At 38.0% G+C, this 25,140-nt stretch carries 23 protein-coding genes and 1 pseudogene; 14 read left to right on the forward strand and 10 right to left on the reverse strand.

Translation table 11 applies throughout. From position 1 onward, the window contains the following. Positions 1-296: 296 nt before the first annotated feature. From ACFIMC_RS01920 to ACFIMC_RS01940, 5 genes are all read right to left on the reverse strand, one after another. Complete coding sequence (locus tag ACFIMC_RS01920) at positions 297-1,130, reverse strand: heme ABC transporter ATP-binding protein (RefSeq protein WP_375612959.1); 834 nt, start codon at positions 1,128-1,130, stop codon at positions 297-299. After that, the gene (locus ACFIMC_RS01925; protein ID WP_375671828.1) at positions 1,127-2,224 is read right to left on the reverse strand and encodes a FecCD family ABC transporter permease; all 1,098 of its coding nucleotides are present in this window, start codon (positions 2,222-2,224) and stop codon (positions 1,127-1,129) included. The genes ACFIMC_RS01920 and ACFIMC_RS01925 overlap by 4 nt, the downstream gene beginning before the upstream one ends. 5 nt (positions 2,225-2,229) lie before the next feature. Then, positions 2,230-3,132, reverse strand: coding sequence for a hemin ABC transporter substrate-binding protein (locus tag ACFIMC_RS01930; RefSeq protein WP_375649502.1), 903 nt, complete (start codon positions 3,130-3,132; stop codon positions 2,230-2,232). 18 nt (positions 3,133-3,150) lie between these two features. Beyond that, entirely contained in the window at positions 3,151-4,194 is a 1,044-nt protein-coding gene (locus tag ACFIMC_RS01935) for a hemin-degrading factor (RefSeq protein ID WP_375638087.1), read from the reverse strand. Between the two features lie 263 nt (positions 4,195-4,457). Beyond that, positions 4,458-6,635, reverse strand: coding sequence for a TonB-dependent hemoglobin/transferrin/lactoferrin family receptor (locus ACFIMC_RS01940; RefSeq protein ID WP_375680708.1), 2,178 nt, complete (start codon positions 6,633-6,635; stop codon positions 4,458-4,460). A gap of 243 nt (positions 6,636-6,878) precedes the next feature. Between ACFIMC_RS01940 and ACFIMC_RS01945 the strand changes: the two genes are divergently transcribed. After that, positions 6,879-7,649 carry an energy transducer TonB gene (locus ACFIMC_RS01945; RefSeq protein WP_375671849.1) on the forward strand — a complete coding sequence of 257 codons (771 nt, stop codon included), beginning with the start codon at positions 6,879-6,881 and terminating at the stop codon, positions 7,647-7,649. 976 nt (positions 7,650-8,625) lie between these two features. Here ACFIMC_RS01945 and ACFIMC_RS01950 read toward each other — a convergent pair. Continuing rightward, entirely contained in the window at positions 8,626-10,716 is a 2,091-nt protein-coding gene (locus tag ACFIMC_RS01950; RefSeq protein ID WP_375671826.1) for a lytic transglycosylase domain-containing protein, read from the reverse strand. Between the two features lie 250 nt (positions 10,717-10,966). On the opposite strand from ACFIMC_RS01950, the gene dapA reads away from it, so the two are divergent. Together dapA and smpB are read left to right on the forward strand one after the other, a co-directional pair. After that, the gene (gene dapA / locus ACFIMC_RS01955) at positions 10,967-11,851 is read left to right on the forward strand and encodes a 4-hydroxy-tetrahydrodipicolinate synthase (RefSeq protein ID WP_375612952.1); all 885 of its coding nucleotides are present in this window, start codon (positions 10,967-10,969) and stop codon (positions 11,849-11,851) included. Positions 11,852-11,869: 18 nt separating this feature from the next. Continuing rightward, positions 11,870-12,346, forward strand: a complete 477-nt coding sequence (smpB, locus tag ACFIMC_RS01960) for an SsrA-binding protein SmpB (protein WP_012231306.1) — start codon at positions 11,870-11,872, stop codon at positions 12,344-12,346. Positions 12,347-12,394: 48 nt separating this feature from the next. Here the strand turns inward: smpB and ACFIMC_RS01965 are convergent, their stop codons facing one another. Then, positions 12,395-13,063: a uracil-DNA glycosylase gene (locus ACFIMC_RS01965; RefSeq protein ID WP_375630891.1), complete on the reverse strand. Its 669-nt coding sequence runs from the start codon at positions 13,061-13,063 to the stop codon at positions 12,395-12,397. A gap of 570 nt (positions 13,064-13,633) precedes the next feature. On the opposite strand from ACFIMC_RS01965, the gene rpoZ reads away from it, so the two are divergent. From rpoZ to panB, 11 genes are all read left to right on the forward strand, one after another. Next, positions 13,634-14,032, forward strand: a complete 399-nt coding sequence (rpoZ, locus tag ACFIMC_RS01970; protein WP_273791104.1) for a DNA-directed RNA polymerase subunit omega — start codon at positions 13,634-13,636, stop codon at positions 14,030-14,032. A gap of 128 nt (positions 14,033-14,160) precedes the next feature. Beyond that, the gene (locus tag ACFIMC_RS01975; protein WP_375612951.1) at positions 14,161-16,386 is read left to right on the forward strand and encodes a RelA/SpoT family protein; all 2,226 of its coding nucleotides are present in this window, start codon (positions 14,161-14,163) and stop codon (positions 16,384-16,386) included. A 16-nt stretch (positions 16,387-16,402) separates the two neighbouring features. Then, a complete protein-coding gene (gene pyrE / locus ACFIMC_RS01980) occupies positions 16,403-16,981 on the forward strand; it encodes an orotate phosphoribosyltransferase (protein ID WP_375613047.1) in 579 nt (192 codons plus the stop codon). A 93-nt stretch (positions 16,982-17,074) separates the two neighbouring features. Then, complete coding sequence (locus ACFIMC_RS01985; RefSeq protein ID WP_375606309.1) at positions 17,075-17,665, forward strand: DUF2062 domain-containing protein; 591 nt, start codon at positions 17,075-17,077, stop codon at positions 17,663-17,665. 20 nt (positions 17,666-17,685) lie between these two features. Continuing rightward, entirely contained in the window at positions 17,686-18,087 is a 402-nt protein-coding gene (acpS, locus tag ACFIMC_RS01990) for a holo-ACP synthase (protein WP_375612950.1), read from the forward strand. Between the two features lie 79 nt (positions 18,088-18,166). Next, positions 18,167-18,979 (forward strand): signal peptidase I, encoded by an 813-nt coding sequence (gene lepB / locus ACFIMC_RS01995; protein WP_375611213.1) that lies wholly within the window; start codon positions 18,167-18,169, stop codon positions 18,977-18,979. Next, complete coding sequence (rnc, locus tag ACFIMC_RS02000; RefSeq protein ID WP_375612949.1) at positions 18,960-19,667, forward strand: ribonuclease III; 708 nt, start codon at positions 18,960-18,962, stop codon at positions 19,665-19,667. The genes lepB and rnc overlap by 20 nt, the downstream gene beginning before the upstream one ends. Further along, entirely contained in the window at positions 19,660-20,562 is a 903-nt protein-coding gene (gene era, locus ACFIMC_RS02005; protein WP_375631705.1) for a GTPase Era, read from the forward strand. The genes rnc and era overlap by 8 nt, the downstream gene beginning before the upstream one ends. 28 nt (positions 20,563-20,590) lie before the next feature. Then, positions 20,591-21,337: a DNA repair protein RecO gene (gene recO, locus ACFIMC_RS02010; protein WP_375638092.1), complete on the forward strand. Its 747-nt coding sequence runs from the start codon at positions 20,591-20,593 to the stop codon at positions 21,335-21,337. Between the two features lie 23 nt (positions 21,338-21,360). Beyond that, the gene (gene panC / locus ACFIMC_RS02015) at positions 21,361-22,221 is read left to right on the forward strand and encodes a pantoate--beta-alanine ligase (RefSeq protein ID WP_375671825.1); all 861 of its coding nucleotides are present in this window, start codon (positions 21,361-21,363) and stop codon (positions 22,219-22,221) included. Continuing rightward, positions 22,218-23,033, forward strand: a complete 816-nt coding sequence (gene panB, locus ACFIMC_RS02020; RefSeq protein WP_375671824.1) for a 3-methyl-2-oxobutanoate hydroxymethyltransferase — start codon at positions 22,218-22,220, stop codon at positions 23,031-23,033. Before panC ends, panB begins: the two co-directional genes overlap by 4 nt. Positions 23,034-23,131: 98 nt before the next feature. Here the strand turns inward: panB and ACFIMC_RS02025 are convergent. From ACFIMC_RS02025 to ACFIMC_RS02035, 3 genes and pseudogenes are all read right to left on the reverse strand, one after another. Beyond that, positions 23,132-23,274, reverse strand: a pseudogene (locus ACFIMC_RS02025) (integrase); the annotation flags it as partial. 351 nt (positions 23,275-23,625) lie between these two features. After that, positions 23,626-24,243 carry a YfbR-like 5'-deoxynucleotidase gene (locus ACFIMC_RS02030; protein ID WP_375610152.1) on the reverse strand — a complete coding sequence of 206 codons (618 nt, stop codon included), beginning with the start codon at positions 24,241-24,243 and terminating at the stop codon, positions 23,626-23,628. Further along, entirely contained in the window at positions 24,236-25,108 is an 873-nt protein-coding gene (locus ACFIMC_RS02035; protein ID WP_375629274.1) for a YgfZ/GcvT domain-containing protein, read from the reverse strand. The genes ACFIMC_RS02030 and ACFIMC_RS02035 overlap by 8 nt, the downstream gene beginning before the upstream one ends. Between the last annotated feature and the right edge of the window lie 32 nt (positions 25,109-25,140).

The raw sequence follows: 25,140 nt of genomic DNA on the forward strand, positions 1-25,140 counted from the left end.
CAAAGGCATTTGTATGTATTTCTTGAATCATTTTTATAAAGATAAAAGTAATAGAAAGAGTGGGAAAACGCATATTTATGTTGTATAAATTCGTATTATCTAAAAATTTGATAACAAAACAAAACTTCACATGTTTTTAGTTACGTAAAATCTTGAAAGATTTTAAACTGGTATTTTTTTCAAAAAATATCTTTAGGGTAATTGGTCTTCTTTTTTTATGATAGATGACAAAAAGGAATTCATATAAAAATAAAAAAGATTCTTGAATATTTGCGTGTTTTATTTTGCTATGGACTTTAGTTTTTAGATTGAAGCCGATAGCTTAGAGATCTAATTTCATAGGAGGATGTCGTTTGAGGGAGTATAAAAGGGATATCTTCTTTAGGTAATTCAGAAACGTTTAAAGAACAATGATAAACATTGCGGAGATTTTGTGTTGTCAAAACATTAGTTGCATTTCCTTCGCAATAAATCTCACCTTCCTTGAGCAAGATCATGTTATCTGCATAATGTGCCGCGAGATTGAGGTCATGAAGAACAGCAAGAACGCCGCCACCAGAATAAGCAAATTGTTTAGCAATATCCATAACGATGATTTGATGTTGAATATCGAGGCTAGCAATAGGTTCATCTAATATCATCCAGCGAGGAATCCCATTATGAACAGGTTTCCAGACTTGGCAAAGTACACGGGCAAGTTGTACTCTAGCTTGTTCTCCGCCTGATAATTGGTGATAATACAGGTTGCCATAATCAGAAAGGTCAACGCACTCTAAAGCTTTCTGGATAAGATTTTGCAATTCGGCTTTGGCAATGCTAAATTGGTTTACAGAAAGGCCAAGCCCTACAACTTCATGGACTAAGAATGGAAATACGAGCGTTGTTGATTGTGGTAGTACAGCGCGCATTTTTGCCATTACATGAGTTTTTGTTTGGCATACATTATAACCATTTAAGGTTATTTTTCCACTGTAAGGAATTTCACCACTCAGAGCTTTGATAAAAGTACTTTTTCCTGATCCATTAGGACCAATAATAATGGTAAAAGCACCACTTTTAGCTTGAAGATTAATGTGTTTAAGAATCTGCTTCTTTCCGCGCTGAACACAAATATTTGTCGCTTCAATCATGAAAAGTCTGTTCCTCGTTTGCATATAAGGATCCATAGAAAGAAAGGTGCACCAAAAAGTGCTGTTACAATCCCAATCGGCAATTCTGCGGGGGCAACAATTAAGCGTGCAAACATATCAGCAAAAATAAGTAATGCTGCTCCCAAGAGAGCAGAGCAAGGAATGAGATAGCGATGATCAGGACCAATGAGTTGACGTAAAATATGAGGAACAATAATACCAATAAAACCAATACCACCACTGACAGCAACAGCACTACCGCACATAAGAGCAACAAGGGGAATAGCAATATTTTTGACGCGTTGAATATGGAAACCAATATGGACAGCAACAGCTTCTCCAAGAGCAAGGGCATTAAGTGCTCGTGATAAAAAGGGAGAGAAAAGAAGACCAATAACGATAAAAGGGAGAACGAGCCATACTTTCAACCATGTAGCGCCCGCAAGAGAGCCCAGACTCCAAAAAGTGATATCACGCAGTTGTTGGTCATTTGCGACAAAAATCAATGTTCCGACAACAGCACTGCTTAATGCACCAAGAGCAATACCAGCAAGCAGCATGGTTGCAATAGAGGTAAAGCTGTTATGCGTTGCTATTATGTAGAGAATAATCGTTGATAAAAGTCCACCAAAAAAAGCACCTATGATAACTTTATAAGGCTCTAGAAAAGGTGCAAAAGAAACAGGAAAAGCAATGCCGACAACAATTGCTAAGACTGCTCCAAGTCCAGCACCTGCTGATACACCTACAATTCCGGGATCTGCAAGAGGATTACGAAAAAGCCCTTGCATAAGAACACCGGAGACAGCTAAAGCTGCTCCAATCAATAATCCCAAGATAACACGGGGAAGCCTTATGTCGATGAGCACGAGGTAATCACGCGTTTTACTACTTACCGAAAAATCTTGTGTAAGCATCACATGGAGGAGATCAACGGAAGAAACCTTTGCTGCACCATTCAAGAGCCCACCAAAAATACTGAAAATAAGGAATATTATTAAGCTTAATAATAAAATTTTTCCCTGCTTTGAACGGTTTATTTTTTTACCTTCTTTTTCTTTAGGTAAATGCATCTTGGATGTACCGTCTACCATTTTTATCAGCTCTTACCGTTTTGATGTGCACCATAAAGTATCTCAATAAGCTCTCTTGATGCGTCTGCAGTACGTGGACCAAATCCCAAAAAATACATAGCATCCATCTGTTTTATGGCATGATTTTTCGCTGCAGTTGTTGCTTGAACTGCCGGTATGGCTAAAATCTTATCAATGCTGGTTGATCTTGCACCATGTTTTACAAGCAAAATAACATCAGGATCTGATTTCAATAATGCTTCGCCGTTGAGAAGTTTATATCCTTTATAATCGGTGATAGCATTGATAGCGCCTGAAAGTTTGATCATACTATCAGCTGCAGTACCTGTTCCAGATGCCATGACGCGTCCATTTTGCACAGAGAAAACAAAAAGAACACGCTTTGGTGTTGTTACTTTCGCCAAACGCGCATCGTTGTCTAAAAAATTACGCTTCAATTTCTCAATTAACGCCGCGGCTTGCACTTCCCGATGAATGGCTTGACCAACGAGGCGAATCTTTTCTATCACATTTTCACGGGAGTAGTCTTCTGGTATGATCACCAGAGGTATTGATGTTTTTTTGAGAATATCAATTGTTGAAGCGGGACCACTTCCTTCAACAAGCAATATACCCTCTGGAGCAAGTGATAAAACCCCCTCAGGTGAAAGAGCACGCATATATCCAAGCACAGGAAGCTTGAGCGCTTCTTGTGGGTAGACGCTTGTACTATCACGGGCGACAAGTTGATCTTGGGCTCCCAATGCATAGACAATTTCTGTAAGTGCTCCGCCGATAGAAACAATTCGAGCATTTTCAGGAAAACGCGTTGCAGGTTCAGCAATTACTTGTTTAGAAAAACAAGTAAGAGAGAGCAGTAAACACGTAAGAAAAAGGTTTGATAACCTATGTAAAAGAGATATGAACATGTCTAACCTTATCTTATCTTAGTTACTGCTGTTTTCTTGGCATGATGGCAAACTATTCAATAAAGAACGCCAATCTTCACGTTCTTTTTGACCCTCCTTGCGTACGCCAAAAAATTGAATAACCATCTCATCATCTTTATCGAAAACTTCAAGTGAACTGACATAACCATCACGGGTAGGTTTGCGAACATGCCATACTCTAGCAATCCCAGACGTGAGTAAATGAAGGTCAAATCTTGGATCAAGAACATTAAGCCAAGGTCCCATTTGCTTAATATTTTTTACAGTCCCACTAAAAATTTGAATACACCCTTTATTCCCAACAAAACACATGATTGGCAGTTCTTGTTGTGCGACTTGGTTAAGCATTATTTCAACAGCATTTACCTGTAATTCATCGGCAAATTCATTACCAACATATTTTACAGCATGATGTCGATTAATTTTAAATTCGGAAATAATTTTGTGAAGTTGGTGTACATCTGTCATTTTCCGCCAACGATCCCGAAAACTCTCAATATCCAATTCTGTTATGTCACATTGGGCTGGGAGAGAAACGGGAAGAATGTTAAGAACAGGAGACTGATCTTCAAGAAGGAGCTTTTCAACAAGTTCATTCCACTCTTCCATATTTGTCATATCTTTAGAATAGACCTTTAAAATAGCAACGCCATGTTGATCAAAGAATTGCAGACTTTTTGTAGGTTTTCCAAGAATAACGACATCATATTCAAAACCGAACTTCCATTGTTTTGTAAAAATACGCAAATCAATTTCACCAAGTGTGATAGGAATATGTTCGTTTTGAACAATTTTTTCAAAGCGTCCCGTTATTTCGTGAACAGCATATTCATTGCGAGTTAAGACCATGACGGTTCCAAGTCGAGGTGCATTTTCCAAGAGAGTAGCAACATCAGTTTGTAGCCTTTTTGCTTTTCCAATGGTACAATAAGCCGCAATAAGCTCCGCTTCAGATATACCAATCGAAACCGCAAAATCGCGGTTTCGCATTTCTTTTTTTTCTTCACGCAAACGAAGAATCATTTCAGCTGTATGTGCCATGAATTTACCTTATGTTACTTAACTCAAAAACTAACTTTCAAATTTTACAATTCCAAGGCAATAAATTAAATTCTTTTAAGAGTTCAATCTATCACAAAATAACACTCTATCGCCAACAGCTGAGCAATCAAAAAACGATAAAACAGAAAGAATTAAAACTTTTCTACCAAATCTTTGTAATTTTAAAGATGTTGAAAATAGAAACACAATAATTAATCCTTTTATCAATACGATTTTATTGACCGAATAATTAACAGAAGTGACTAAAACTTTTGTACAAACGACACCTTAAAGTTACGACTAGGCTGGCTATAATAATCTTTTGGTGTTGAACTTTTACCTGAAGGAAGTTCAGATACATTCCAATATTTTGTATTGAAAAGATTATAAACACCGGCTCTTAGAATAGGTCCCGTTTCACCGAATGGTTTCCACCACCCTGTCATATCAACGACATGATATCCTGGAATTTTTTGGTAATCAGATTCTCCGGCTACTTTGTCACGTTTAGCTGCCAAAGTAAGGATAATATCGCTTCCCCAAACCTCTTTTGCATATCCTAATCCGATAACTGCTTTCAAAGGAGGAATTGAGTTAAGATACTCCTTTTTATCAAGATCTTTTCCTTGTGAATAAGCAAGAGCAACATTGCTATGAAAACCATTTTTAAGAACTAAATGGGCTTTTGTCTCAACACCAAAAATTTGCACGTGAAAACGATTCATGTAATGCCGACGCGCAAATCTAAATTCCTCTGATGGCCCTCTATCCTCAGTATCTATGAAATTCTTATATTTATTGAAAAAGGCATTGAAGGAACCACCGAAATTTACATTTCCATACCGTAGACCAACATCATACCCATTGCTTGTTTCTGGTTGAAGATCAGGATTCCCTTTCACGTAATAAGCAGAAGGTTTGATATAAGAGACGTAAAGTTCTGAAATACGTGGTGCACGAAAAGCCTGTGCCCACTGAGCATAGAGCGTTACTTGATTACGAACATCCCACTCCACGCGTAATTTAGGAGAAAAGCGTGAACCATTTCTTTCTGGAGGGAATTTATCAGAAATCAGTGCTTTCTCATAAGAAGGTGTTTTCTGAGGAACATATTTGTACCAATCATACCGGATTCCCGGTGTTATACGAAAACGATCATCAACCAACCCAATTTCATCTTCAAAAACAAAACCTAAATTGTAACCATTTGTGTCTGGTGAATCTGATCGATTAGCAGGAACAAAAAGACATCCCCGAGCGTATTCTTTTATATGACAATTGTCTTTACCTAACAAATAGTGATGAAATTTAGATGACGAAACATTCATTACAAACTTTAACGTATGGTTTATAGTGCCAAAATCCACTTTTTTAAGGGCATCAGCATTGAAACCATAATTGATATTACGCAAGAAATTATCTCTCAAATAATCCCCTTTGGGAGCTGAAACACGAACGCCTGTCATAACGTAACGACTTGATTGCCTTTGCCAATAAAGCTGCCCATTAAACGCATCAAGAACTGCATCACCATTACCATTATAATTATAAGAAAGAGAAAAGCGCTCACGAAGTTTATTATCCTGCTCATAAACGGAACCTGGAGCGTATCTTTTAGACGAATTTAATTCATGTGTGTTACTATTATGACCAAAACGCTCTGCGGTAAAACCAAGGCGGTGATTATCACTCAAATATTGATGAATTTTAAAAAGCAAGTTATTTTTATCAAAGTGAGAAGGGTTTTTGCGCGTGCGTTCCTCATACCCTTCTACTGTTCCCATATTTTTGCGCTCATGACCTTCTACATAAGATCCTTGAAAAAGTAAAAATGTCTGGTAATTACGCACAGCAAAAGCTTGATCGATGCGCCAGCTGTTATCAACAGAATTATAACCACCTTTTATAAGGCTTCCCCAATTCTTTTCTTCCACGATCAGGTCTTCAGGATCAAGGGTACGCAACGCAATGATTCCCCCTAAGGCGCCAGAACCATAAAGACTAGAATCTGATCCTTGAATAGTATCAAACGTAGAAAGAGCATTGAAATCAAAAGTTGTGTTTCCACCTCCACCACGGAATATATCATTAAACCATGGAAGAGAAATACCATCCATTGTCATAAGAACACGGTTTGCATCTAAACCCCGAATAACGAAACTGTTATTTTCTGAGTTATAGGATACGGAAGGATTAAGACGACTCACATCATAAACATCAGTTATTTGTCTTTCATCAATATTCTTGTTGGTCTTACGATCAGTCAGAATGGTTATTGAATTTGAAGCATCTTCTATTTTTTTTCCTTTAATAAGGATTGGTTTAAGTTCAGTGACAGCACTTCCATCTTTATTTTGTGCAAAAACAAATGAAGGTATACAGACCGATAATGCACTTAAAATTACACAGCTTTTATAGATATTTTTTCGTCTTATTTGCATAACACATCATAACCCTTTTAAACATCCCCTCTCTGTTTTGAAATTTTTTTAATACAAAAAGGCTGGACTCACTGATTAAAACTTGCCAGCCAAGCAGGAATGATTTTGACAACGGCACAAAATCATTAGAAGACCATATTAAACATGACAAAATCAGTCAAGAAAAAAGTTGCAATTTCAAAATAGCCTGTTTTAATGAGATTGAACACCAATATTAAGCTTAAAATAGTGGCAGAAGAAACGATGAATTTTGCAAATACGAAACAATTATTAACTCTTTGGATTGGTGCATTTATTGGGGCTTTCTTTTTGCATGTATTATTGGCAGCACAGTTTTATTTTCAAAGTACTGGTATAAGTAATGGTTTGCTCTCGTCGGAGATTATGCTGACTTTTATGCAAGAAACTGTATATCCGGATGTTGATACAGACTTGCCAGATATTCATAGAGAGTTGGATATTAATACAGAGCAAGAAGTATTACAGTCTGATCTCCTAGAGCAGGAGTCAGAAGGATTGGAATCCGTGGATGAAGTTCAATCGGAAGAACCTCAGCATATAGTAGAACAAGATGACTTAAAGCCTTTGGAAGAACCCCTACCTCAAAAAGTGGAGCATAAAGCGTTTATCAAAAAAACAATACCGATGCCAAAGGCTGTAGTAAAGCGCTCCAATGCAAAGGCGGTACGTTCTTCTTCCATCAACAAGGGCGGCGGGACAGCAGGGCTTGAAGATATGTTGTTAATGGAGTGGTTAGCAAAGGTACAGTCACAATTAGAAAGACAAAAAAATTATATTGTGGGACAGCGCACCAATCGTACAAAAGGAACGGTGAAGTTAGAATTTATGGTGCATGAGCAGGGGAGTATTTTTTCTAGTCGTGTAGTAGTCTCTGCTGGTGACCCGGAACTTGATCGATTAGCGATGGCAGCCCTTCGACGCGTTGGTTCTTTTCCACCACCACCACCATCAAAAGTGAATAAAACAATTAGAGTATCCCTAATATTTAGCTGATTTTTATGCGGGGCGCTTTCTTATAATATATTGATTTATAATGATTGTTTATAATTTTAATGAAAGTTCAAATATAATTTATTCGAATTTTTTTGATGTTGAATCAATCAAAACCATCCGCTTACTTATGATACAAGTTGAGGAGGAGCATGGATAAAAAACTTCTAAAAAGCAGTGAATATACTTCTTATGAGTGCTCTAAATGAAAGGGCTTTTGCAACATTGGGAGTTAAGGGATGATAGAGCTATAGCTTTTATTAATTAAAGGTTAATCGTGTCTAATCGATTTTTATACCATTCGTGAGAGGATTTTCGTAAGTACTTTTCAGATACACCGTTGTGAAATGGACTTAGAAACATTAAAATAAAAGAGGAATTATAAATAAGAAAAACATACTATTTTGGGATGCTCTGTTTTGTGTGAAGGATGTGAGCTTATATGTAAAAATGAGAAAAAAAAGCAAAGTTTCATCTTCATCATTAAAAGATATTGACATATTTTAAAGTCGTAGAACCGAATGAAAGGGAAGGGGCAGAAGAGAATTGTTTGTCTTTAAGGCTTTCTAACTCAATGAGTCTGTCTTTCTGTTATCAGAGATAATCCAAACGATATATATAATAACGTGCTCTTATTTGGTATAGAAATGTTATAAGCAGGAAAAATAGTCTTAAAAGATGCTGTTTCACAAGATTTGAATATTGACTAATAAGCAACAGTAAAAGGATGAGCTATTTGTTTCACTCTTCTCTTATATTTGTAATCTCTATGATATTGTCGTCTATGTTGAGAAGAAATGAATTATTTGTACTACCTGTTGATTTATAATGATAATTCATCATTTCGAATTTATTAATACTGAATCAATTAAAATTACTTTCTTATACGTCCTAAGAAAGTGGGTATGGTACTATTTAAAAAGGAATAAAAACACTTCTTATCAACGCTTTCAAATGCTATTTGGGAAGTTAAGGCATATTATTTCCGTCGACCAGAAAGCAAGTCGGTTTTTATATCTATTTTCCCAGTGAGTCTTGCTTTGTAGACACCATAATTTTCCATGACACGCATCACGTAATTACGTGTTTCTGTATAAGGAATACGTTCAATCCAATCAATGACGTTATCGAGAGATTGACCTCGAGGATCGCCATAACGTTTTATCCATTCATTGACTCGACGGGGACCCGCATTATAGCCAATAAGAGTTAGTATATAGGATCCATTAAAACGTTCTAATTGTTCATTGAGAAAATGAGCACCTAATGTTGCATTATAATGAGCATCACTGCTAAATTTTTTAGGAGACCATGCGATTGAGTATTTTTTTGCCAGTGCTTTTGCTGTTGTAGGAAGCAATTGGAGTATACCTTGTGCACCTGCTTTTGATATGGCTGTTGGATTAAATTCGCTTTCTTGGCGTGCAATGGCATAGATAAGCGATTTTTCTTCTACAGAAATATTAGCAGAAGCTGGTATAGCTCCCAGAGGATGAGAGAGTGCACCGACATTTTTCCCCTGAAAAACAGCCATTTTTCCAATTTTGAGGCTGGTATAATAGTCTCCATTTTTTTCTGCCATAACAGCCAGAAGAGCTAATTCACCGGGGCTTTCTATTTTTTTTCCGAGCTCTCTATAAAAAATTTTAGCAAAATCAGCATAGCCGGCTGCTTCAAGACGTTGAATTGCTTTGATCGCTTTTCGTGCACTAAAATGTTGTCGCTCAGCGGTTGTTGGTTTGGGAAAGAAAACTTTAAGCTTTTTTTGGTTGAGTCGTGCAGCGGCTAATTGACCATAGTAAGTTGCACCAAAATGAGCTGCGCGATGAAAGTATTGCTGGGCATTTTGATGTTCTTCTAGCGTTTCTGCTGTTCGTCCCATCCAGTAATATCCACGTGATGCATAAAAAGGTAAAGAAGAGAGTTGAGGAATACGTGAAAAATGCTGCATTGCCAATTTAGGGTTATGAAGAAACCGTAGTGCATACCACCCTGCATGAAACTCAGCATCGACGGCTAATGCAGATGTTATACCAGTGTGCATTGCAACAAGTTGATAAGCAATTTTTGGTTTGTTTAAATCGAGCATTTCACGAGAAAGGGCGCGTTGTTCTTTCCACAATGAATGAGGGTTCATAAGGCGGAATGCATCTTTTGATGTTTTCATCATGAGTGCTGCTGCTGCATCATATTGCTCTGTTCGTCGAAGATGGCGTATTCGAGCAAACTGAAAAAGAGGATCTTTTTGCCATGATCTCTCTACAGCTTTTAATTTTTGTGTAGCTCTAGGATCATTTTTTTCAACGGCCACAAAAGCATTAAAAAGAGATTGAGCATGGGCTAATTTTGCAACGCGTGCTGCTGAATCAAAACGATGTGCATAGAGCATAAACTGCATGCGTCTCAAATGATCAATAGGTTTTAATGCAGCGTTTGCATTTTTAAGAACAAATACTTCTTCTTTTGCATTAAGCTGTGTTTTATGCCACCATGGCGCAATAACGTGTTGAGCACGAGTGGTTTGTCCCGTTGCGATAAGTGCTTTAGCGAAGAGAGCCATCCCTTGTGCTGTTTGGGGCGGGTGATGAGAAAATTTTTGGATGATTGCGCGTGTGACGTTGGTTTCGTTAAGAAAAGCACGTTCAGCATTGCGTTGCATCGTTTCTATACCGGGCCATCCTTTTAGCATGTTGATTGCATTAAATATTTCAGAACTGGGTATATTAGCTTGGTTTGACACCCCCAGCGCCCATGTCAAAATATGACGATCAAGGCTATGTTTTTCCATTGAATTACGAAGATTTATTGTTTTTGCAATATTGTTGTTTGCTAGTGCATCTAGCCCAGTTTTCAGTTGCTGAAGTGTAGCAGTATTGTGTGATGTAGTGTGTATCTGTTGAAGAGATTCTTGAGCTTCTTTTGCGGTAAAGGGAGTAGGGCGAACCAAAGGGATTGGTACTTTCCCTTGCAAAAGGGGTGTTTGCGCGTATGCACTTGAAAATAAAATTCTTATTGCCAGTATAAGTGTAGTAAAGGTTGATACGAAAAGAGAGGTGGATAATACACGCATAGAGAAAAGACCTTGAGACCTTGCTTTTTGTAAAAACTTAAGGATTTATAGAACACAAGCATGAAAAACGCGTTAATATAGACGGCTTATTTTAAAGAAATGTTCAACATTTAAGGAGGGACATTTTCATCTTATGGGGGCTTTTTTTGAAATTCATCTTGCTTCAATGATAGAGCAAGATTATGTTCTATTTAAAATTTATAAAAGGCGATTATAAAAAAATAAAAGCAAACATTATAGGGAGTTTATCATGCTCAAGGGAGCTATAACTGCGCTTATCACACCGTTTGATAACAAGGGCGCGATTGATGAGAAGGCGTTTTGTGATTTTGTTGAATGGCAGATCACACAAGGGATTAACGGAGTAAGCCCTGTTGGGACAACAGGTGAATCAGCAACGTTAAGTCATGAAGAACATAAGCGGATTATAGAATTGTGTGTTGAGCAGGTTGCAAAGCGTGTTCCTGTTGTTGCTGGAGCGGGATCAAATAGCACAAGCGAGGCTGTAGAGCTTGCACAATACGCGCAAAAAGCTGGTGCAGATGCAGTTTTGGTTGTCACTCCCTATTATAATAGACCAAATCAATCTGGTTTATACAAGCATTTTTCTTCCATTGCCAAAGCTGTTTCTATTCCGATTATAATTTATAATATTCCTGGTCGTTCTATTATCGATATGGCTGTAGAAACGATGAAAGACCTTTATCAAGATTTTAACAATATCATTGGTGTTAAGGATGCAACGAGCAGAATTGAGCGCGTTAGTGAACAAGGTGAAAAGTGTGGAAAAGATTTTGTGCAGCTTTCCGGTGATGATTGTACGGCGTTAGGTTTTAATGCACATGGAGGTATGGGGTGTATTTCAGTTTCTTCTAATGTTGCTCCAAAGCTTTGTGCTGAACTTCAAGCCGCTTGTTTTCGTGGTGATTATAAAACAGCACGAGAATTAAATGATCGCTTGATGCCTCTTAATCGTGCTGTGTTTATTGAACCTAGTCCAGCAGGTATTAAATATGCTGCTGCAAAATTAGGATTTTGTGGTGATACTGTGCGTTCTCCTATTGTTCCATTAACAGAAAGAACAAAGAAGATTATTGATGCAGCCCTCAGTCATGCTGGTCTTTTAAAAGCATAAAATGATATTGACAAAGCCATGAATAAAAAAAAGAACGCGCCCGTACGGAAAATAATTGCTGACAATCGTAAAGCACGTTTTAATTTTGAAATCCTTAATAATCTCGAGGCTGGTCTTGTCCTTCAGGGAGCGGAAGTGAAGTCCTTACGTTCTAATCATGCCAATATTGCTGAAAGCTATGCGAGTTTTGAGAATGGGGAATTATGGTTAGTAAACAGCTATATTCCTGAATATACGCAGGCTAATCGTTTTAATCATGAACCACGACGTTTGCGCAAATTATTACTTTCAAAACGTGAGATGGCACGTTTTTTTAATGCAACGTCTCGTGAAGGAATGACACTTGTTCCTCTCAAACTTTATTTTAATGAACGAGGGCGCGTTAAGTTGGAGATCGCTCTAGCGCGGGGGAAAAAGCTTCATGATAAGCGCGAAACGGAAAAAAAACGTGATTGGGGACGTGAAAAAGCAAGACTTTTAAAAAGATATGGATGATGGATGCAATTTCGATATTCTTTATTTATAGCACTTTTTAAAACAGTTTTAGCATTGATCTAAGTATGTTTTTGCTGCTTGAAAGATTTGGTGAAACATGGCGTCTGTCAAGCGCCCAGTATTTGTATTATAACGAGAACAGTGATAGCTCGAAAAGATGCGTAATCTGCCGATGTTATTGATTTCACCGTGTCCAAAAGGGTGAGATAAAACTTTTGCATTAAGGGCACGTATCGTTGAATGGTGCGCAATGGTGCCTAAGGTAATAACGGCTTTAAGTTTGGGAAGATTTGTTAAAAGAGGTGAGAAGAAATAGCGGCACGTGTTAATTTCTGCACCGGTGGGTTTATTTTCTGGTGGAACACAACGAACAGAGTTAACAATTGCTGCATCAATAAGTTCAAGAGTATCGTCTGCTCTTTCTTCAAAGGTTCCTTGGGCAAAACCAAACTTTTTTAAAGTTGAATAAAGTAAGTGCCCAGCATAATCACCAGTAAATGGACGTCCAGTTCGATTTGCTCCGCGTAATCCAGGAGCAAGCCCAACAATAAGAAGGCGTGTTGTATCTGGCCCTTTATAAGGAAAGAATGGGCGCACCGGTGCGTTATACCAACTTGGTTCTTTTACACGCCAGCCAGCGATAAATTGATGAAGCCTAGGACATAAATTGCAATTTTGGGGTGGTTCTGGGCAAAGTGATGTTAATTGGCTATTCATGGTGTTAGGCATCAATCGTTTTTCTATTTTTTTGAGTCTTTATATAGCGTATATGACGGGTTATGTTTTGATAAACAATCTATAATGAATATAAATAAACTTTTTTAGAAGAAAGTTTAATATAAACTTATTGCTCATTATTGTGTAAAGAGAGATCATCTTTCAGTAATTCATTCGATGAATAAGAGTGCGATACACATGATGTTCAAAGAAAAAAGTTTTCTCTTTAGATAAAGATATTATCATAAAAAGTATGTATAAGGCTGCTGTTATTGCAAAGGGTTTAAACAGCAGGTATTCCTTTTAAAAGGATAAGGACTCCAGACAAGTATTTTGTCAAGAAAGACCTCCCTTTGTTTGAAGTCAATCTATTGGAATGCTTTTAAAAGAAATTTTGATAACAAGCATGAATAGGTTATACATTTTTATAAATTTTCCAAGATTTTTTTTAAATAAGTTCTTTAATCAAAAAATATAAAAGTTTGTGTTGTTTTTCTTGTGTTTTATTTTGATTATTGTATATACTCCTCTATCCGCTATTAAATTTTTTTATTTGAGAAAGAGGCATAAATGGCCCGCGTAACGGTAGAAGATTGTATTGATAAAGTTGACAACCGCTTTGAATTGGTACTTTTAGCAGGTCATCGGGCGCGTCAGATTTCACAAGGAGCGCAGATTACGGTTGATCGTGATAATGATAAAAATCCAGTTGTTGCTTTGCGTGAAATAGCAGAAGAAACATTGTCGCCTGCTGATTTAAAGGAAGACCTTATTCATTCGTTGCAAAAGCATGTGGAAGTAGATGAGCCAGAAATGGCAAGTGAATTTATTACCCATTCAGGTGAAGCTGAAAGTGTTTTTAATACGTCGTCGCAAGAAGAAGGTACTTCATTTGATCATATGTCAGAAGAAGAGCTTTTAGCGGGTATTGAAGGTTTGGTTGTTCCAGAAAAAAGTGACGATTATTAATTGCAGCAATTTATGTTACAGGAGTAAAGATACCTTGTCATGTAAGGAGCAATTATTTTTCTTGTCTTTTATTGATAGGACATGTTCAATAAAGATTAGAGGTGTGAAAAGATAAAGGATATGCTCGTATGATGCGTCAGTGTGAGCTTGTTGGACGTGTTCAACGTTACAAGTCTGACGTAGATGAGGCTCTTTTAAACAGGGCCTATGATTATGCAATGAAAAAGCATGCACATCAAAAGCGTGCGTCAGGTGATCTTTATTTTTCTCATCCTTTAGAAGTTGCTGCTATTTTGACAGATATGCGGTTGGACGAGGCAACGATTGCTGTTGCTCTTTTGCATGATACAATTGAAGATACAAGCGCTACACGAGCAGAAATTGATCAGCTTTTTGGTTCTGAAATTGGGAAGTTGGTTGAAGGGCTTACAAAGCTTAATAAGCTTGATCTTGTATCAAAGAAAGCCGTACAAGCAGAAAATCTTCGTAAACTTCTTATTGCTATTTCTGATGATGTTCGTGTTCTTTTAGTCAAACTTGCTGATCGTCTTCATAATATGCGTACCCTTGGTGTTATGCGTGATGATAAACGTCGGCGAATTGCTGAGGAGACGATGGATATCTATGCGCCACTTGCAGGTCGTATGGGTATGCAGGATATGCGTGAGGAATTAGAGGATCTCTCTTTCTTTTATTTAAATCCAGAAGGTTATCGTACAATTACCAATCGACTTTCTGAATTATTGAAACACAACCGTGATTTGCTTTCCACAATTGAAAATGAATTGACAAAACTTTTTTTGGAGCATGGTATTAAAGCAGATGTTAAAAGCCGTCAGAAAAAATCTTATTCAGTTTTTCGCAAAATGGAAAGTAAAGCATTATCTTTTGAACAATTATCGGATATTTTTGGATTTCGTGTGATTGTTGAGTCCGTGAATGATTGTTATCGTGCTCTTGGTGTCATTCATACGACATGGCCAATGGTTCCTGGTCGTTTTAAAGATTATATCTCTATACCAAAGCAAAATGATTATCGTTCTATTCATACAACAATTGTTGGTCCTTCAAGACAACGTGTTGAGTTGCAAATTAGAACGGCTTCTATGGATGAAGTTGCTGAATATGGGGTTGCTGCTCATTCCATATATAAAGAGCATGGTTCCAATTATTCGACTGTGAAGTTATCAAGTGAAACGAATGCCTATGCATGGTTGCGTCAAACGATACAATCTTTGTCTGATGGAGATAATCCAGAAGAGTTTTTAGAACATACAAAACTTGAGCTTTTTCAAGACCAAGTTTTTTGTTTTACGCCGAAAGGTCGATTAATTGCTTTTCCTAAAGGAGCTACGCCTATTGATTTTGCTTATGCCGTCCATACAGACATCGGTGATTCTTGTGTGGGTGTAAAAATCAATGGTCGTATTATGCCTTTAATGACCAAATTAAAAAATGGTGATGAGGTTGATATTATTCGCTCACACGCTCAAATTCCGCCAGCAGCATGGGAATTTCTTGTTGTCACGGGTAAAGCACGTTCAGCTATTCGACGAGCAAGTCGTGCAGCGGTACGTAAACAATATTCGGGTTTAGGATATCGTATTCTCGAGCGTTCATTTGAATATATGGGAAAGCAATTTTCAAAAGACCTTTTGAAGAAAGTTTTGCCACGTTTAGCACGTAAAGATGTAGAGGATGTATTGGCTGCTGTTGGGCGTGGAGAGCTGTTTTCCGCTGATGTGATTAAAGCGGTTTATCCTGATTATCAAGATCACCGTGTGGTACAAAAGTCATCTTTTAAGCCTGGGGAAGAAGGTTGGTTTAATATTGAAAATGCTCAAGGTATGATTTTTAAAGTTCCAGAAAATGAAAAGAATGCAAAGGTCGAGAATCATCAATCTAAAGCCTTGCCTATTAGAGGAACCCGTGGAGATATACCCGTACGTTTTTCACCGGAAGGAGCAGTACCTGGAGATCGGATTGTTGGTATTATGCAGCCAGGAGCTGGGATCGTTATTTATCCAATACAGTCTTCAGCTTTGATGGCGTATGATGATCAGCCAGAACGATGGATTGATGTTCGCTGGGATATTGATGCCCAAATGAATGAACGTTTTCCTGCACGGATGAATATTTTAGTTGTAAATAGTCCTGGTTCTCTGGCTGAAATTACACAAATAATTTCTGCTAACGATGCCAATATCCAAAATTTATCTTTTATCCGTACAGCACCAGATTTTACAGAAATTATGATTGATTTGGAAGTGTGGGATTTAAAACATTTGAATCGTATTTTTTCTCAGTTAAAAAAGGCAGGTTCAGTAAGTACAGTACGGCGGGTTCATGGATAAAAAGAAAGATTTTGCAATGAAGACACAAGATGTCATTGATATTTTTAAACAAGCAGATGCTATTCTAGAAGGGCATTTTATTTTAACATCGGGGCGCCATAGTGCGACTTATATGCAAAAAGCGAAAGTATTCATGCATGCTGACTTGACGGAAAAGTTATGTCGTGGATTGGCTGAAAAAATCAAAAAATCTATCGAGGGAAAAATTGACTATGTTGTTGGTCCCGCAATTGGCGGTCTTATTCCTTCCTATGAAACTTCACGTCACCTTGGTGTTCCTTCTCTTTGGGTAGAGCGTGTAAATGGCATCTTTGAATTGCGTCGTTTTGAAATCAAGAAGGGTGCACGGGTTGTTATTGTTGAAGATATTGTAACAACGGGGCTTTCTATTCGTGAGACTGTTGAAGCGCTTGTTGCAGCAGGAGCAGAGGTATTGGCCAGTGCATGTATCCTTGATCGTTCTGGTGGTAAGGTCAATGTTGGAGTTCCATTGATTGCGCTTGCTGAATACGAGATAACCTCTTATGCTAGTGATGCACTTCCTGCAGAGCTTTCTGTTCTTCCCGCGATTAAACCAGGCAGTCGAAATATTTAATTGTCGTTCTATTTTTTTTGTGCAAAAGCTTAAAAAGATTAATTTGGATGATATAGATTATTTCATCATTAAAAGATGTATATTGAGAGTCATATGCTTTTTCGTCGTCGAGAACCAATAGATTTTGTAACGCGTATTCGACTTTGGTTATGGCCACGTCGTTCATTTTCTCGCTCATTTTGCTACATACATAAACGTATTTTGCGTATATCAGCAACACCGCATGAAGTAGCATTAGGGGTTGCTGTTGGCGTTTTTTTAGCTTGTTCCCCTTTCTTTGGGCTGCATATTATTTTGGCAATATTTTTTTCTTGGCTTTTGCGTGCAAACTTTGCTGCCGCAATCATTGGGACAATTTTTTCTAATCCACTCACATTTTTATTGATTGTCATGGCTGATTATAAAGTAGGGTATTTTTGTTTATCACTTTTTAGCGATGTCAAAGAGATTTCTCTTTCGCAAATTCGTGCTCTATTTAATGGTTTGACATTGTCAAATCTCTCTCTCCTCTTTAAAGGCGCATGGGACACAATTATGAGTCCTATGATTTTAGGGGGAACTCTTTTAGGTATTGTTTTTGGTGGTTTATCTTATATAGGTGTTTACAGAGCAACGGTTCGTTTTAAACAAAAGCGATATCAAAAGATTATAAAAAAAAGGCGTTTAAAGAAGCGCTCATCGTGAGAAAGATCGGGTAATATCTTATGATTATTGGTCTTGGAAATGATCTGGTTGATATACGACGTATTGAGAAAATGTTGGTTCGTTATGGTGAGCGTTTTATCCAACGTATTTTTACGGATATTGAAAGAAATAGATCTGAAAATCTCAAAAAAAGCTCCTCGTCCTATGCAAAAAGATTTGCTGCTAAAGAAGCATGTGCTAAAGCCTTAGGAACGGGAATCGCTTGTGGTATCAATTGGAAAGACATGGGGGTAGTTAATTTGCCATCTGGTAAACCAATAATGCAATTAACAAATCGTGCGCAAGTGCAACTTCAAAAGTTATTACCTCCTCATCATGATGCAGTTATTCATCTTAGCATAACAGATGATTTTCCTTGGGCACAGGCATTTATTATTATCGAAGCACTTCCACGTGGATAGATGGCGTGAGAGATTGTGCTTTTGTTATTTGAATATTATGATGAAAAAAATTATATCTGTGATGAGAAGGCAGTTGGTGATGATCCAAAAAGATAAAGTGCATAAAAAAGAAAAAAAAGGTGGGCTTCGTGAATTTATTTCTGTTTTAATACAGGCTTTGCTTTTAGCAGCGTTTATTCGGACACTTTTTTTCCAGCCGTTTAGTATTCCTTCCGGTTCAATGCGTCCTACTTTGTTGGTGGGAGATTATCTGTTTGTTTCTAAGTATGCATATGGGTATTCTCGTTTTTCCATCCCCTTTTCTCCTCCTCTTTTTTCTGGACGGATTTGGGCATCTCAACCTCAACGTGGAGATGTGGTCGTTTTTCGCTTACCAAGTAATCCGAAGATTGATTATATAAAACGCGTTGTTGGGCTACCAGGTGATCGTATACAAGTTCGTCAAAGTGTCCTTTATATTAATGATGAGGCTGTTTCACGTCACTTTATGGGGGAGATTGATAATTCTGATATAACAGAGGTTAACTATCCTGTTGAGGTTTATCGCGAGACAATGCCTAACGGTGTCAGTTATGATACACTTGATTTAGCTTTCATCCCGAAAGTTGATGATACAGAAGTCTTTGAAGTTCCTCAAGGACATTACTTTATGATGGGAGATAACCGCGACAATTCAGATGATAGTCGTTTAGATGTAGGCTATGTTCCAGAAGAAAATCTTATTGGTCGCGCGAGCGTGATTTTCTTTTCTATCAGTAATGGTTCAAGTGCTTGGCAGATTTGGCGCTGGCCATTTGATGTGCGTTGGAAACGTTTGTTTTCTTTCATAAATACGGTTCATGATTTGCCGCTTATCAAGCAAGGAAACAACGATGAAACGTCTCATGATTGATCAGCTTTTCAAGCTGACGGGGCATCGTTTTAAAGATGAAGAGAGGTTAAAGAAGGCATTAACACACTCGAGTGTACAAGATTCGGAACAGGGGAATTATGAACGACTAGAGTTTCTAGGGGATCGGGTTTTAGGGCTTTTGATTGCAGAGATGCTGTATCAACTTTTTCCTCAGGCAAGTGAAGGTGAATTATCAGTCCGTTTAAATCATCTGGTCAATGCACAGACATGTGCTGATATTGCGCGTGAAATGAGACTTCCTGATATGATCCGTGTTGGTTTTGAGATGAAAAATTTTGAGGGACGTCGACTTATCAACATGCATGCAGATGTCGTGGAAGCTTTGATTGCCGTAATATATCTCGATGGAGGATTGGAAAGCGTTCGCCCTTTTATTCAAAAATATTGGCAAAGTCGGGCAAAGAAAATGGATGCTGGTCGACGTGATGCCAAGACAGAATTACAGGAATGGGCGCATATCCAAGGCAATGCACAACCACATTATCAGGTTATAAAACGTTCAGGTCCAGATCACGATCCTGTTTTTATGGTAGAGGTCAGTATTTCTGGGTTTGCTTCAGAGATTGGGCAGGGAAGCTCCAAAAGATATGCTGAGAGAATGGCAGCTGAAAAAATTTTGCGACGAGAGGGTGTATGGAAAACAGTAGGAAAAAATGATCATGAGTGACGTTATGAAAACGCGTTCTGGGTTTGTTGTGCTTATTGGGATGCCTAATGCCGGTAAATCGACATTGGTTAATCAATTGGTTGGAACAAAGGTTTCAATTGTAACACATAAGGTACAAACAACACGAACTTTAATCCGCGGTATTGTCATTCATGATGATGTGCAAATTGTGTTGGTCGATACACCGGGTGTTTTTCGTCCCCATAAGCGCTTAGAACGAGCCATGGTCTCTGCTGCTTGGGGAGGGGCTAAGAGCGCTGATGTTCTACTTGTTTTAATTGACGCTCAAAGTGGTCTTTCGGATGAAGTTGATATGATGTTAGATATTGTAAACAATATGAAACAAGAAAAAGTTCTTGTTCTTAATAAGGTTGATACAGTTGTTAAATCATCTCTTCTAGCGTTAACCACTAAAATAAATGAACGTGTAAAGTTTGCGCAAACATTTATGATTTCTGCTCTAAACGGTTCTGGTTGCAAGGATTTACTTCATGCGTTGAGTAACATGATGCAGGAAGGGCCATGGTATTATCCGGAAGATCAAATTTCTGATATGCCTATGCGTCATCTTGCTGCTGAAATTACGCGTGAAAAACTTTTTCTTCGTCTTCATGATGAACTTCCTTATTCCTCAACGGTTGAAACAGAAAACTGGGAAGAGCGTTCAGATGGTTCCGTTAAAATTAATCAAGTTATTTATGTCGAGCGTGAGAGTCAGAAAAAAATTGTCTTAGGAGCAAAAGGCGATACAATTAAAGCGATTGGTCAAGCAGCACGTAAAGAACTCATGGAAATTATGGATCAAAAGGTGCATCTTTTTCTCTTTGTGAAAGTGCGCGATAATTGGGATACCGATCCAGAACGTTATCGTGAAATGGGATTGGATTTTTTTTAATAAGATTTTTAAAAATAATTAAAGTAAAATGAAGTGGAAAGAACAAGCCGTTATACTTGGTACACGCCAATATGGTGAAACAAGTGTTATTCTTGAGATTATGACACGTGAACATGGTCGTTATATGGGAGTGGTAAAAGGGGGGCGCTCGCGTCGCATGGCAGCTCTTCTTCAACCTGGAAATTTTGTGGAGGCTGAATGGTGGGCTCGTTTAGACGAACATTTGGGACTTTTTCGGCTTGAAGCTCTTGATTTACATGCGGCACGATTAATCTGTCTACCAGAAGCACTTTATGCTTTGCAATTGATAGCTTTTCATTTGCGGCTTCTTCCCGAACGTGATCCGCACCCCATTTTATATGATATTTTACACCTTTTTATGCAGAATTTTGATGAACCATTTGTAAATGCAGAATTGCTTGTACGTTTTGAAATGCGGCTTCTTGAAGAACTTGGTTTTGGTCTTGATTTATCTTGTTGTGCTGCAACAGGTCGTCAGGAAAGGCTTCATTACGTATCACCAAAATCTGGACGGGCTGTCTGTGAAGAAGCAGGGGAACCTTGGAAAAAAAAGCTTCTCATTCTACCACAGTTTCTTGTACACAGAACGACTCGTCCTGCTGATTTTAGTGACATAATAAATGGTTTTATACTGACGGGTTTTTTTCTTATGCGTCATGTCTGGGAGCCACGAGATATAAAGCAGCCGTCAGTGCGCATGAATTTGATACAATTGTTTGAGCGCCAATTTGGTGTACAGGCATTAATTGGTTGATCTGATGATAATTGAATGGGAAAATGAGAATTTTAAAGACAATTGCTGAAGTCCGCCAATATACTTCAGAGGAACGACGTTTAGGTTTTTCGATTGGTTTTGTTCCAACAATGGGGGCATTGCATGATGGCCATCTTGCATTAGTACAGTATGCAAGAGCAATGTGTGATCGCGTAGTGGTTTCTATTTTTGTCAATCCAAAGCAATTTGGACCTCAAGAAGATTTTTCTCAATATCCAAGAGATTTGAAGGGCGATTGTGCTTTGTTAAAAGAAGTAGGTGTTGAATGTGTTTTTGCTCCTTCTGTAGATGAAATGTGGCCACTGGGGAATGATACAATTGTACAAGTGAAAAAATTATCACGTATTTTGATGGGAAAATTACGTCCAGGGCATTTTTGTGGTGTAACAAGCGTTGTTGCTAAACTTTTTAACATTGTCCAACCAGATAAGGCTTTTTTTGGGGAAAAGGATTTTCAACAAATTTTAATTATTCGGCGTATGGTTGAAGATTTGGCTTTTCCTATTGAAATCGTTGGAGTTCCTATTCTACGGGAGTCAGATGGTGTAGCGTGTTCTTCACGCAATCAGCTTTTAACATTAGAAGATCGTAAAGCTGCCAAAATTATTCCTGAAAGTGGAAAAGCTGCTGAAAAGCTTTATCATGAAGGTGAACGGTCGGTTGATAAATTATGCAAAACTGTTCGTGATATTTTACAACAAGAAACGCGTGCAATCATTGAAGCGATAGATTTACGGGATATGGAAACTTTATGCGTGGTTAAAGGAACATTGAATAAACCAGCAGTTTTACTTCTTACTGTCCGCTTTGGTGAGATAAGGCTGATTGATCAATATATATTGCAAGAGAAGGGTGGAAAATGAGTGTACATAAAACCGTAAAGCGTATAACATCTTCCGAAATACGTGCACGAAAGGGACAACAGCCAATTGTTTCTTTAACAGCTTATCAAGCTTATACTGCGCGGATTGCTGATCCATATTGCGATATCCTTTTGGTTGGTGATAGCGTTGGGATGGTTGTGTATGGGTTTGAGACAACGCTTCCTGTTAATTTAGATATGATGATTTCACACGGGAAAGCCGTGGTGCGTGGATCTCAAAAAGCTCTTGTTGTTATTGATATGCCTTTTGGTTCTTATGAGGAAAGTCCAGAGCAAGCTTTTTTAAATGCATCGCGCATTCTTGCACAAACGGGGTGTGGTGCAGTTAAGCTTGAAGGGGGCGTTTATATAGCCGAAACAGTAGATTTTTTGTGTAAACGTGGCATTCCAGTGATGGGGCATATCGGTCTTACACCCCAAGCAATGAATCGTTTTGGTGGTTTTAAAACACAAGGACGCAAGGAGAATGATTGGCAAAGAATTGAAGCAGATGGAGCAGCGATTGAAGAGGCAGGTGCTTTTGCTGTTGTTTTAGAAGCAATGGTTGAACCTTTAGCGGTGAAACTGACAGATAAGCTTTCTATCCCTACGATCGGTATAGGGGCGTCCAATCAATGTGATGGGCAAGTATTGGTTATGGAAGATATGTTGGGCTATGGTTCTCATGTGCCAAAATTTGTACGCCGTTATGGAAATCTTGAACAAGCCATGGAAACTGCAATAAAGAATTATGCAGAGGATGTCACATCTCGTGCTTTCCCAGCGGATAATGAAGTTTATAAACTAAAATAAACTTCAGTTTAAGATGAAAGGTTTGACAAGAGAACATTTGTTATTTTGATAATGAATGTGCATTTTTAATATATTTTGTATGCAATTTGAACTGTGATTTTTTCCATTTCTTTAATGAAGTCACGCCTCTCATGCAAAACAGAACGCCATTGGGTCGCTAATTCACGTGCTTTTTTAAAGAAAGCTTTCTTAAGGTATCCAATCCTATTTCGCGACGGCGTTCGTGAATAGTATAGTGGTAAGTCCCTTATGAAGTGTATAAAATTTATAGAGTACTCCCGTCTTTACGCTTCATAAGAGAGCAAGCCGGCATCATCACACACTTTGCCAATTTTCAATGCTGCGACAGCGCTTAGCACTTGAGATGGTTCATAAGAAGCATTTTAACTCTTTCTTTAAAAAATTTTACCCACACGCCAGACCCGCTTGTGGTGTGCAAGAGAATGATTTTGATTGTTTCAATATAAACAGATTTGAAATGAGTGAAGCTTACGATATTAGGAGCTCTCATTCAAAATGAAAAAACAATGAATTATTATTATAAGTCAGTGTGATGATTCTGTAATGACAAGGAATCAACAATGCGAAGGGGCTATAATCTTTGGACATCCAAGTCATTAAAGCGCGTTAAAAATGCGTTTTCAATGTGTTGGGTAGAATAGGGGGATAAATTCAGATCATCGGGTAAAATATTATTGGGAGAGCCAAAATAGTGAAGGGCTTCTTCTGTATTAAATCCAGCAAGCGTAATCGCTTCATAATAGGCAGCGATACGGTCGGCTTGTTTAATTTTTTTTAAAAGTTTTTGAGAAAGATCAACGGGAAGAGAAAAGCGCATGTGGATAGCATCTTGGATGCGCTTTTCAACGCGTTCATATTGTTTTCCTATAACAGCTTTAAAAGGGGAAATCATATCGCCGATGACATATTCTGGAGCATCATGAAGAAGGGCATAAAGACATTCGTTGCTTCCCGATTGTGGAAAAAGTTTTTGAAATATTTGTTCAACCAAAAGTGAATGTTGTGCAACAGAATAGGCATGCTCTCCTCGTGTTTGACCGTTCCAACGTGCTACGCGAGCAAGTCCATGGGCAATATCTTCAATTTCAACATCAAAAGGAGAAGGGTTGAGAAGATCAAGTCGCCTTCCAGAGAGCATTCTTTGCCAAGCGCGGGCTTCTCCATTTTTTAATAATTCAGCTTTAGCCATGAGTGTTTTCTATAGTATTTTCAGGAAAGGTAAAATTCATATTTTCAGCAATGCTTATAGTGACAGGAATGTTTTTTACAGTAAAGGGGATGTTATGATCCATAGCATCTTTGACGTGGTCAATACGCATTAAAGCAAGAGCCTCATTTTCTACACATGTTCCCAAGTAGCCAAGCACTTTTGTTCCTGCTTCAATGCTAGATTGAGGGGTTAATTTACACTGGCCTTTTACAATAAAAATACGGCGACGTGCTGCACGGCGGTGGTGCATTCGTGAAACAATTTCTTGTCCAATATAACATCCTTTATTGAATGCAAGTCCATTGATTTGATCGTAATTAATATCATGAGGAAAGACTTTGCCAATTTCATAGTCTTGATCACTTTCCGCAATTGCATAACGGATACGCAATTGATTCCATGTGTCATGATATTCTGAAGTTAAAAAAGGTTTTTTGCCATAGATTCGTATTATTTTTTCTTTTTGTGGGAAGCGTTTATCAACAAAACTTGAATCAAAATTTAAAGCATCTGATTCATTATTCAAAGAAACTGTAACAAGCTCTTGGAATGGTTGTGTAATTTCTACTTTTTTGCGCAGCTTATAGAGCAACAGACGCTTATGGAGCGTATCAGCTAAAGGCATCCTGATATCAATCAGGTAACCATCTTCTTTTTTTCCGATAAGAAAATCAGCAAGAACCTTTCCTTGTGGGGATAAAAGGGCTCCAGGGAAAAGTTCCTGTGGACTGATTTTTTTTACATCTGTCGTGATCAGGGATTGTAGAAAATCTGTTGCTTCTTCGCCTGTAATTTGAATAAGTCCGCGGTTTTTTAAGCAAATGGCATTTTGTTTTTCAATCATGGTTCTTGCCTTTCTGCTCAAAGTTACATAAT

This window comes from Bartonella sp. AP21QHHD, assembly GCF_042196205.1.
Classification (GTDB): domain Bacteria; phylum Pseudomonadota; class Alphaproteobacteria; order Rhizobiales; family Rhizobiaceae; genus Bartonella.

Excerpts from the sequence above, each read along its gene's own strand:
- ACFIMC_RS01920 (WP_375612959.1), bottom strand. The coding sequence starts at position 1,130 with ATGATTGAAGCGACAAATATTTGTGTTCAGCGCGGAAAGAAGCAGATT.
- ACFIMC_RS01925 (WP_375671828.1), bottom strand. The coding sequence starts at position 2,224 with ATGGTAGACGGTACATCCAAGATGCATTTACCTAAAGAAAAAGAAGGT.
- ACFIMC_RS01930 (WP_375649502.1), bottom strand. The coding sequence starts at position 3,132 with ATGTTCATATCTCTTTTACATAGGTTATCAAACCTTTTTCTTACGTGT.
- ACFIMC_RS01935 (WP_375638087.1), bottom strand. The coding sequence starts at position 4,194 with ATGGCACATACAGCTGAAATGATTCTTCGTTTGCGTGAAGAAAAAAAA.
- ACFIMC_RS01940 (WP_375680708.1), bottom strand. The coding sequence starts at position 6,635 with ATGCAAATAAGACGAAAAAATATCTATAAAAGCTGTGTAATTTTAAGT.
- ACFIMC_RS01945 (WP_375671849.1), top strand. The coding sequence starts at position 6,879 with ATGAATTTTGCAAATACGAAACAATTATTAACTCTTTGGATTGGTGCA.
- ACFIMC_RS01950 (WP_375671826.1), bottom strand. The coding sequence starts at position 10,716 with ATGCGTGTATTATCCACCTCTCTTTTCGTATCAACCTTTACTACACTT.
- dapA (WP_375612952.1), top strand. The coding sequence starts at position 10,967 with ATGCTCAAGGGAGCTATAACTGCGCTTATCACACCGTTTGATAACAAG.
- smpB (WP_012231306.1), top strand. The coding sequence starts at position 11,870 with ATGAATAAAAAAAAGAACGCGCCCGTACGGAAAATAATTGCTGACAAT.
- ACFIMC_RS01965 (WP_375630891.1), bottom strand. The coding sequence starts at position 13,063 with ATGAATAGCCAATTAACATCACTTTGCCCAGAACCACCCCAAAATTGC.
- rpoZ (WP_273791104.1), top strand. The coding sequence starts at position 13,634 with ATGGCCCGCGTAACGGTAGAAGATTGTATTGATAAAGTTGACAACCGC.
- ACFIMC_RS01975 (WP_375612951.1), top strand. The coding sequence starts at position 14,161 with ATGATGCGTCAGTGTGAGCTTGTTGGACGTGTTCAACGTTACAAGTCT.
- pyrE (WP_375613047.1), top strand. The coding sequence starts at position 16,403 with ATGAAGACACAAGATGTCATTGATATTTTTAAACAAGCAGATGCTATT.
- ACFIMC_RS01985 (WP_375606309.1), top strand. The coding sequence starts at position 17,075 with ATGCTTTTTCGTCGTCGAGAACCAATAGATTTTGTAACGCGTATTCGA.
- acpS (WP_375612950.1), top strand. The coding sequence starts at position 17,686 with ATGATTATTGGTCTTGGAAATGATCTGGTTGATATACGACGTATTGAG.
- lepB (WP_375611213.1), top strand. The coding sequence starts at position 18,167 with ATGATCCAAAAAGATAAAGTGCATAAAAAAGAAAAAAAAGGTGGGCTT.
- rnc (WP_375612949.1), top strand. The coding sequence starts at position 18,960 with ATGAAACGTCTCATGATTGATCAGCTTTTCAAGCTGACGGGGCATCGT.
- era (WP_375631705.1), top strand. The coding sequence starts at position 19,660 with ATGAGTGACGTTATGAAAACGCGTTCTGGGTTTGTTGTGCTTATTGGG.
- recO (WP_375638092.1), top strand. The coding sequence starts at position 20,591 with ATGAAGTGGAAAGAACAAGCCGTTATACTTGGTACACGCCAATATGGT.
- panC (WP_375671825.1), top strand. The coding sequence starts at position 21,361 with ATGAGAATTTTAAAGACAATTGCTGAAGTCCGCCAATATACTTCAGAG.
- panB (WP_375671824.1), top strand. The coding sequence starts at position 22,218 with ATGAGTGTACATAAAACCGTAAAGCGTATAACATCTTCCGAAATACGT.
- ACFIMC_RS02030 (WP_375610152.1), bottom strand. The coding sequence starts at position 24,243 with ATGGCTAAAGCTGAATTATTAAAAAATGGAGAAGCCCGCGCTTGGCAA.
- ACFIMC_RS02035 (WP_375629274.1), bottom strand. The coding sequence starts at position 25,108 with ATGATTGAAAAACAAAATGCCATTTGCTTAAAAAACCGCGGACTTATT.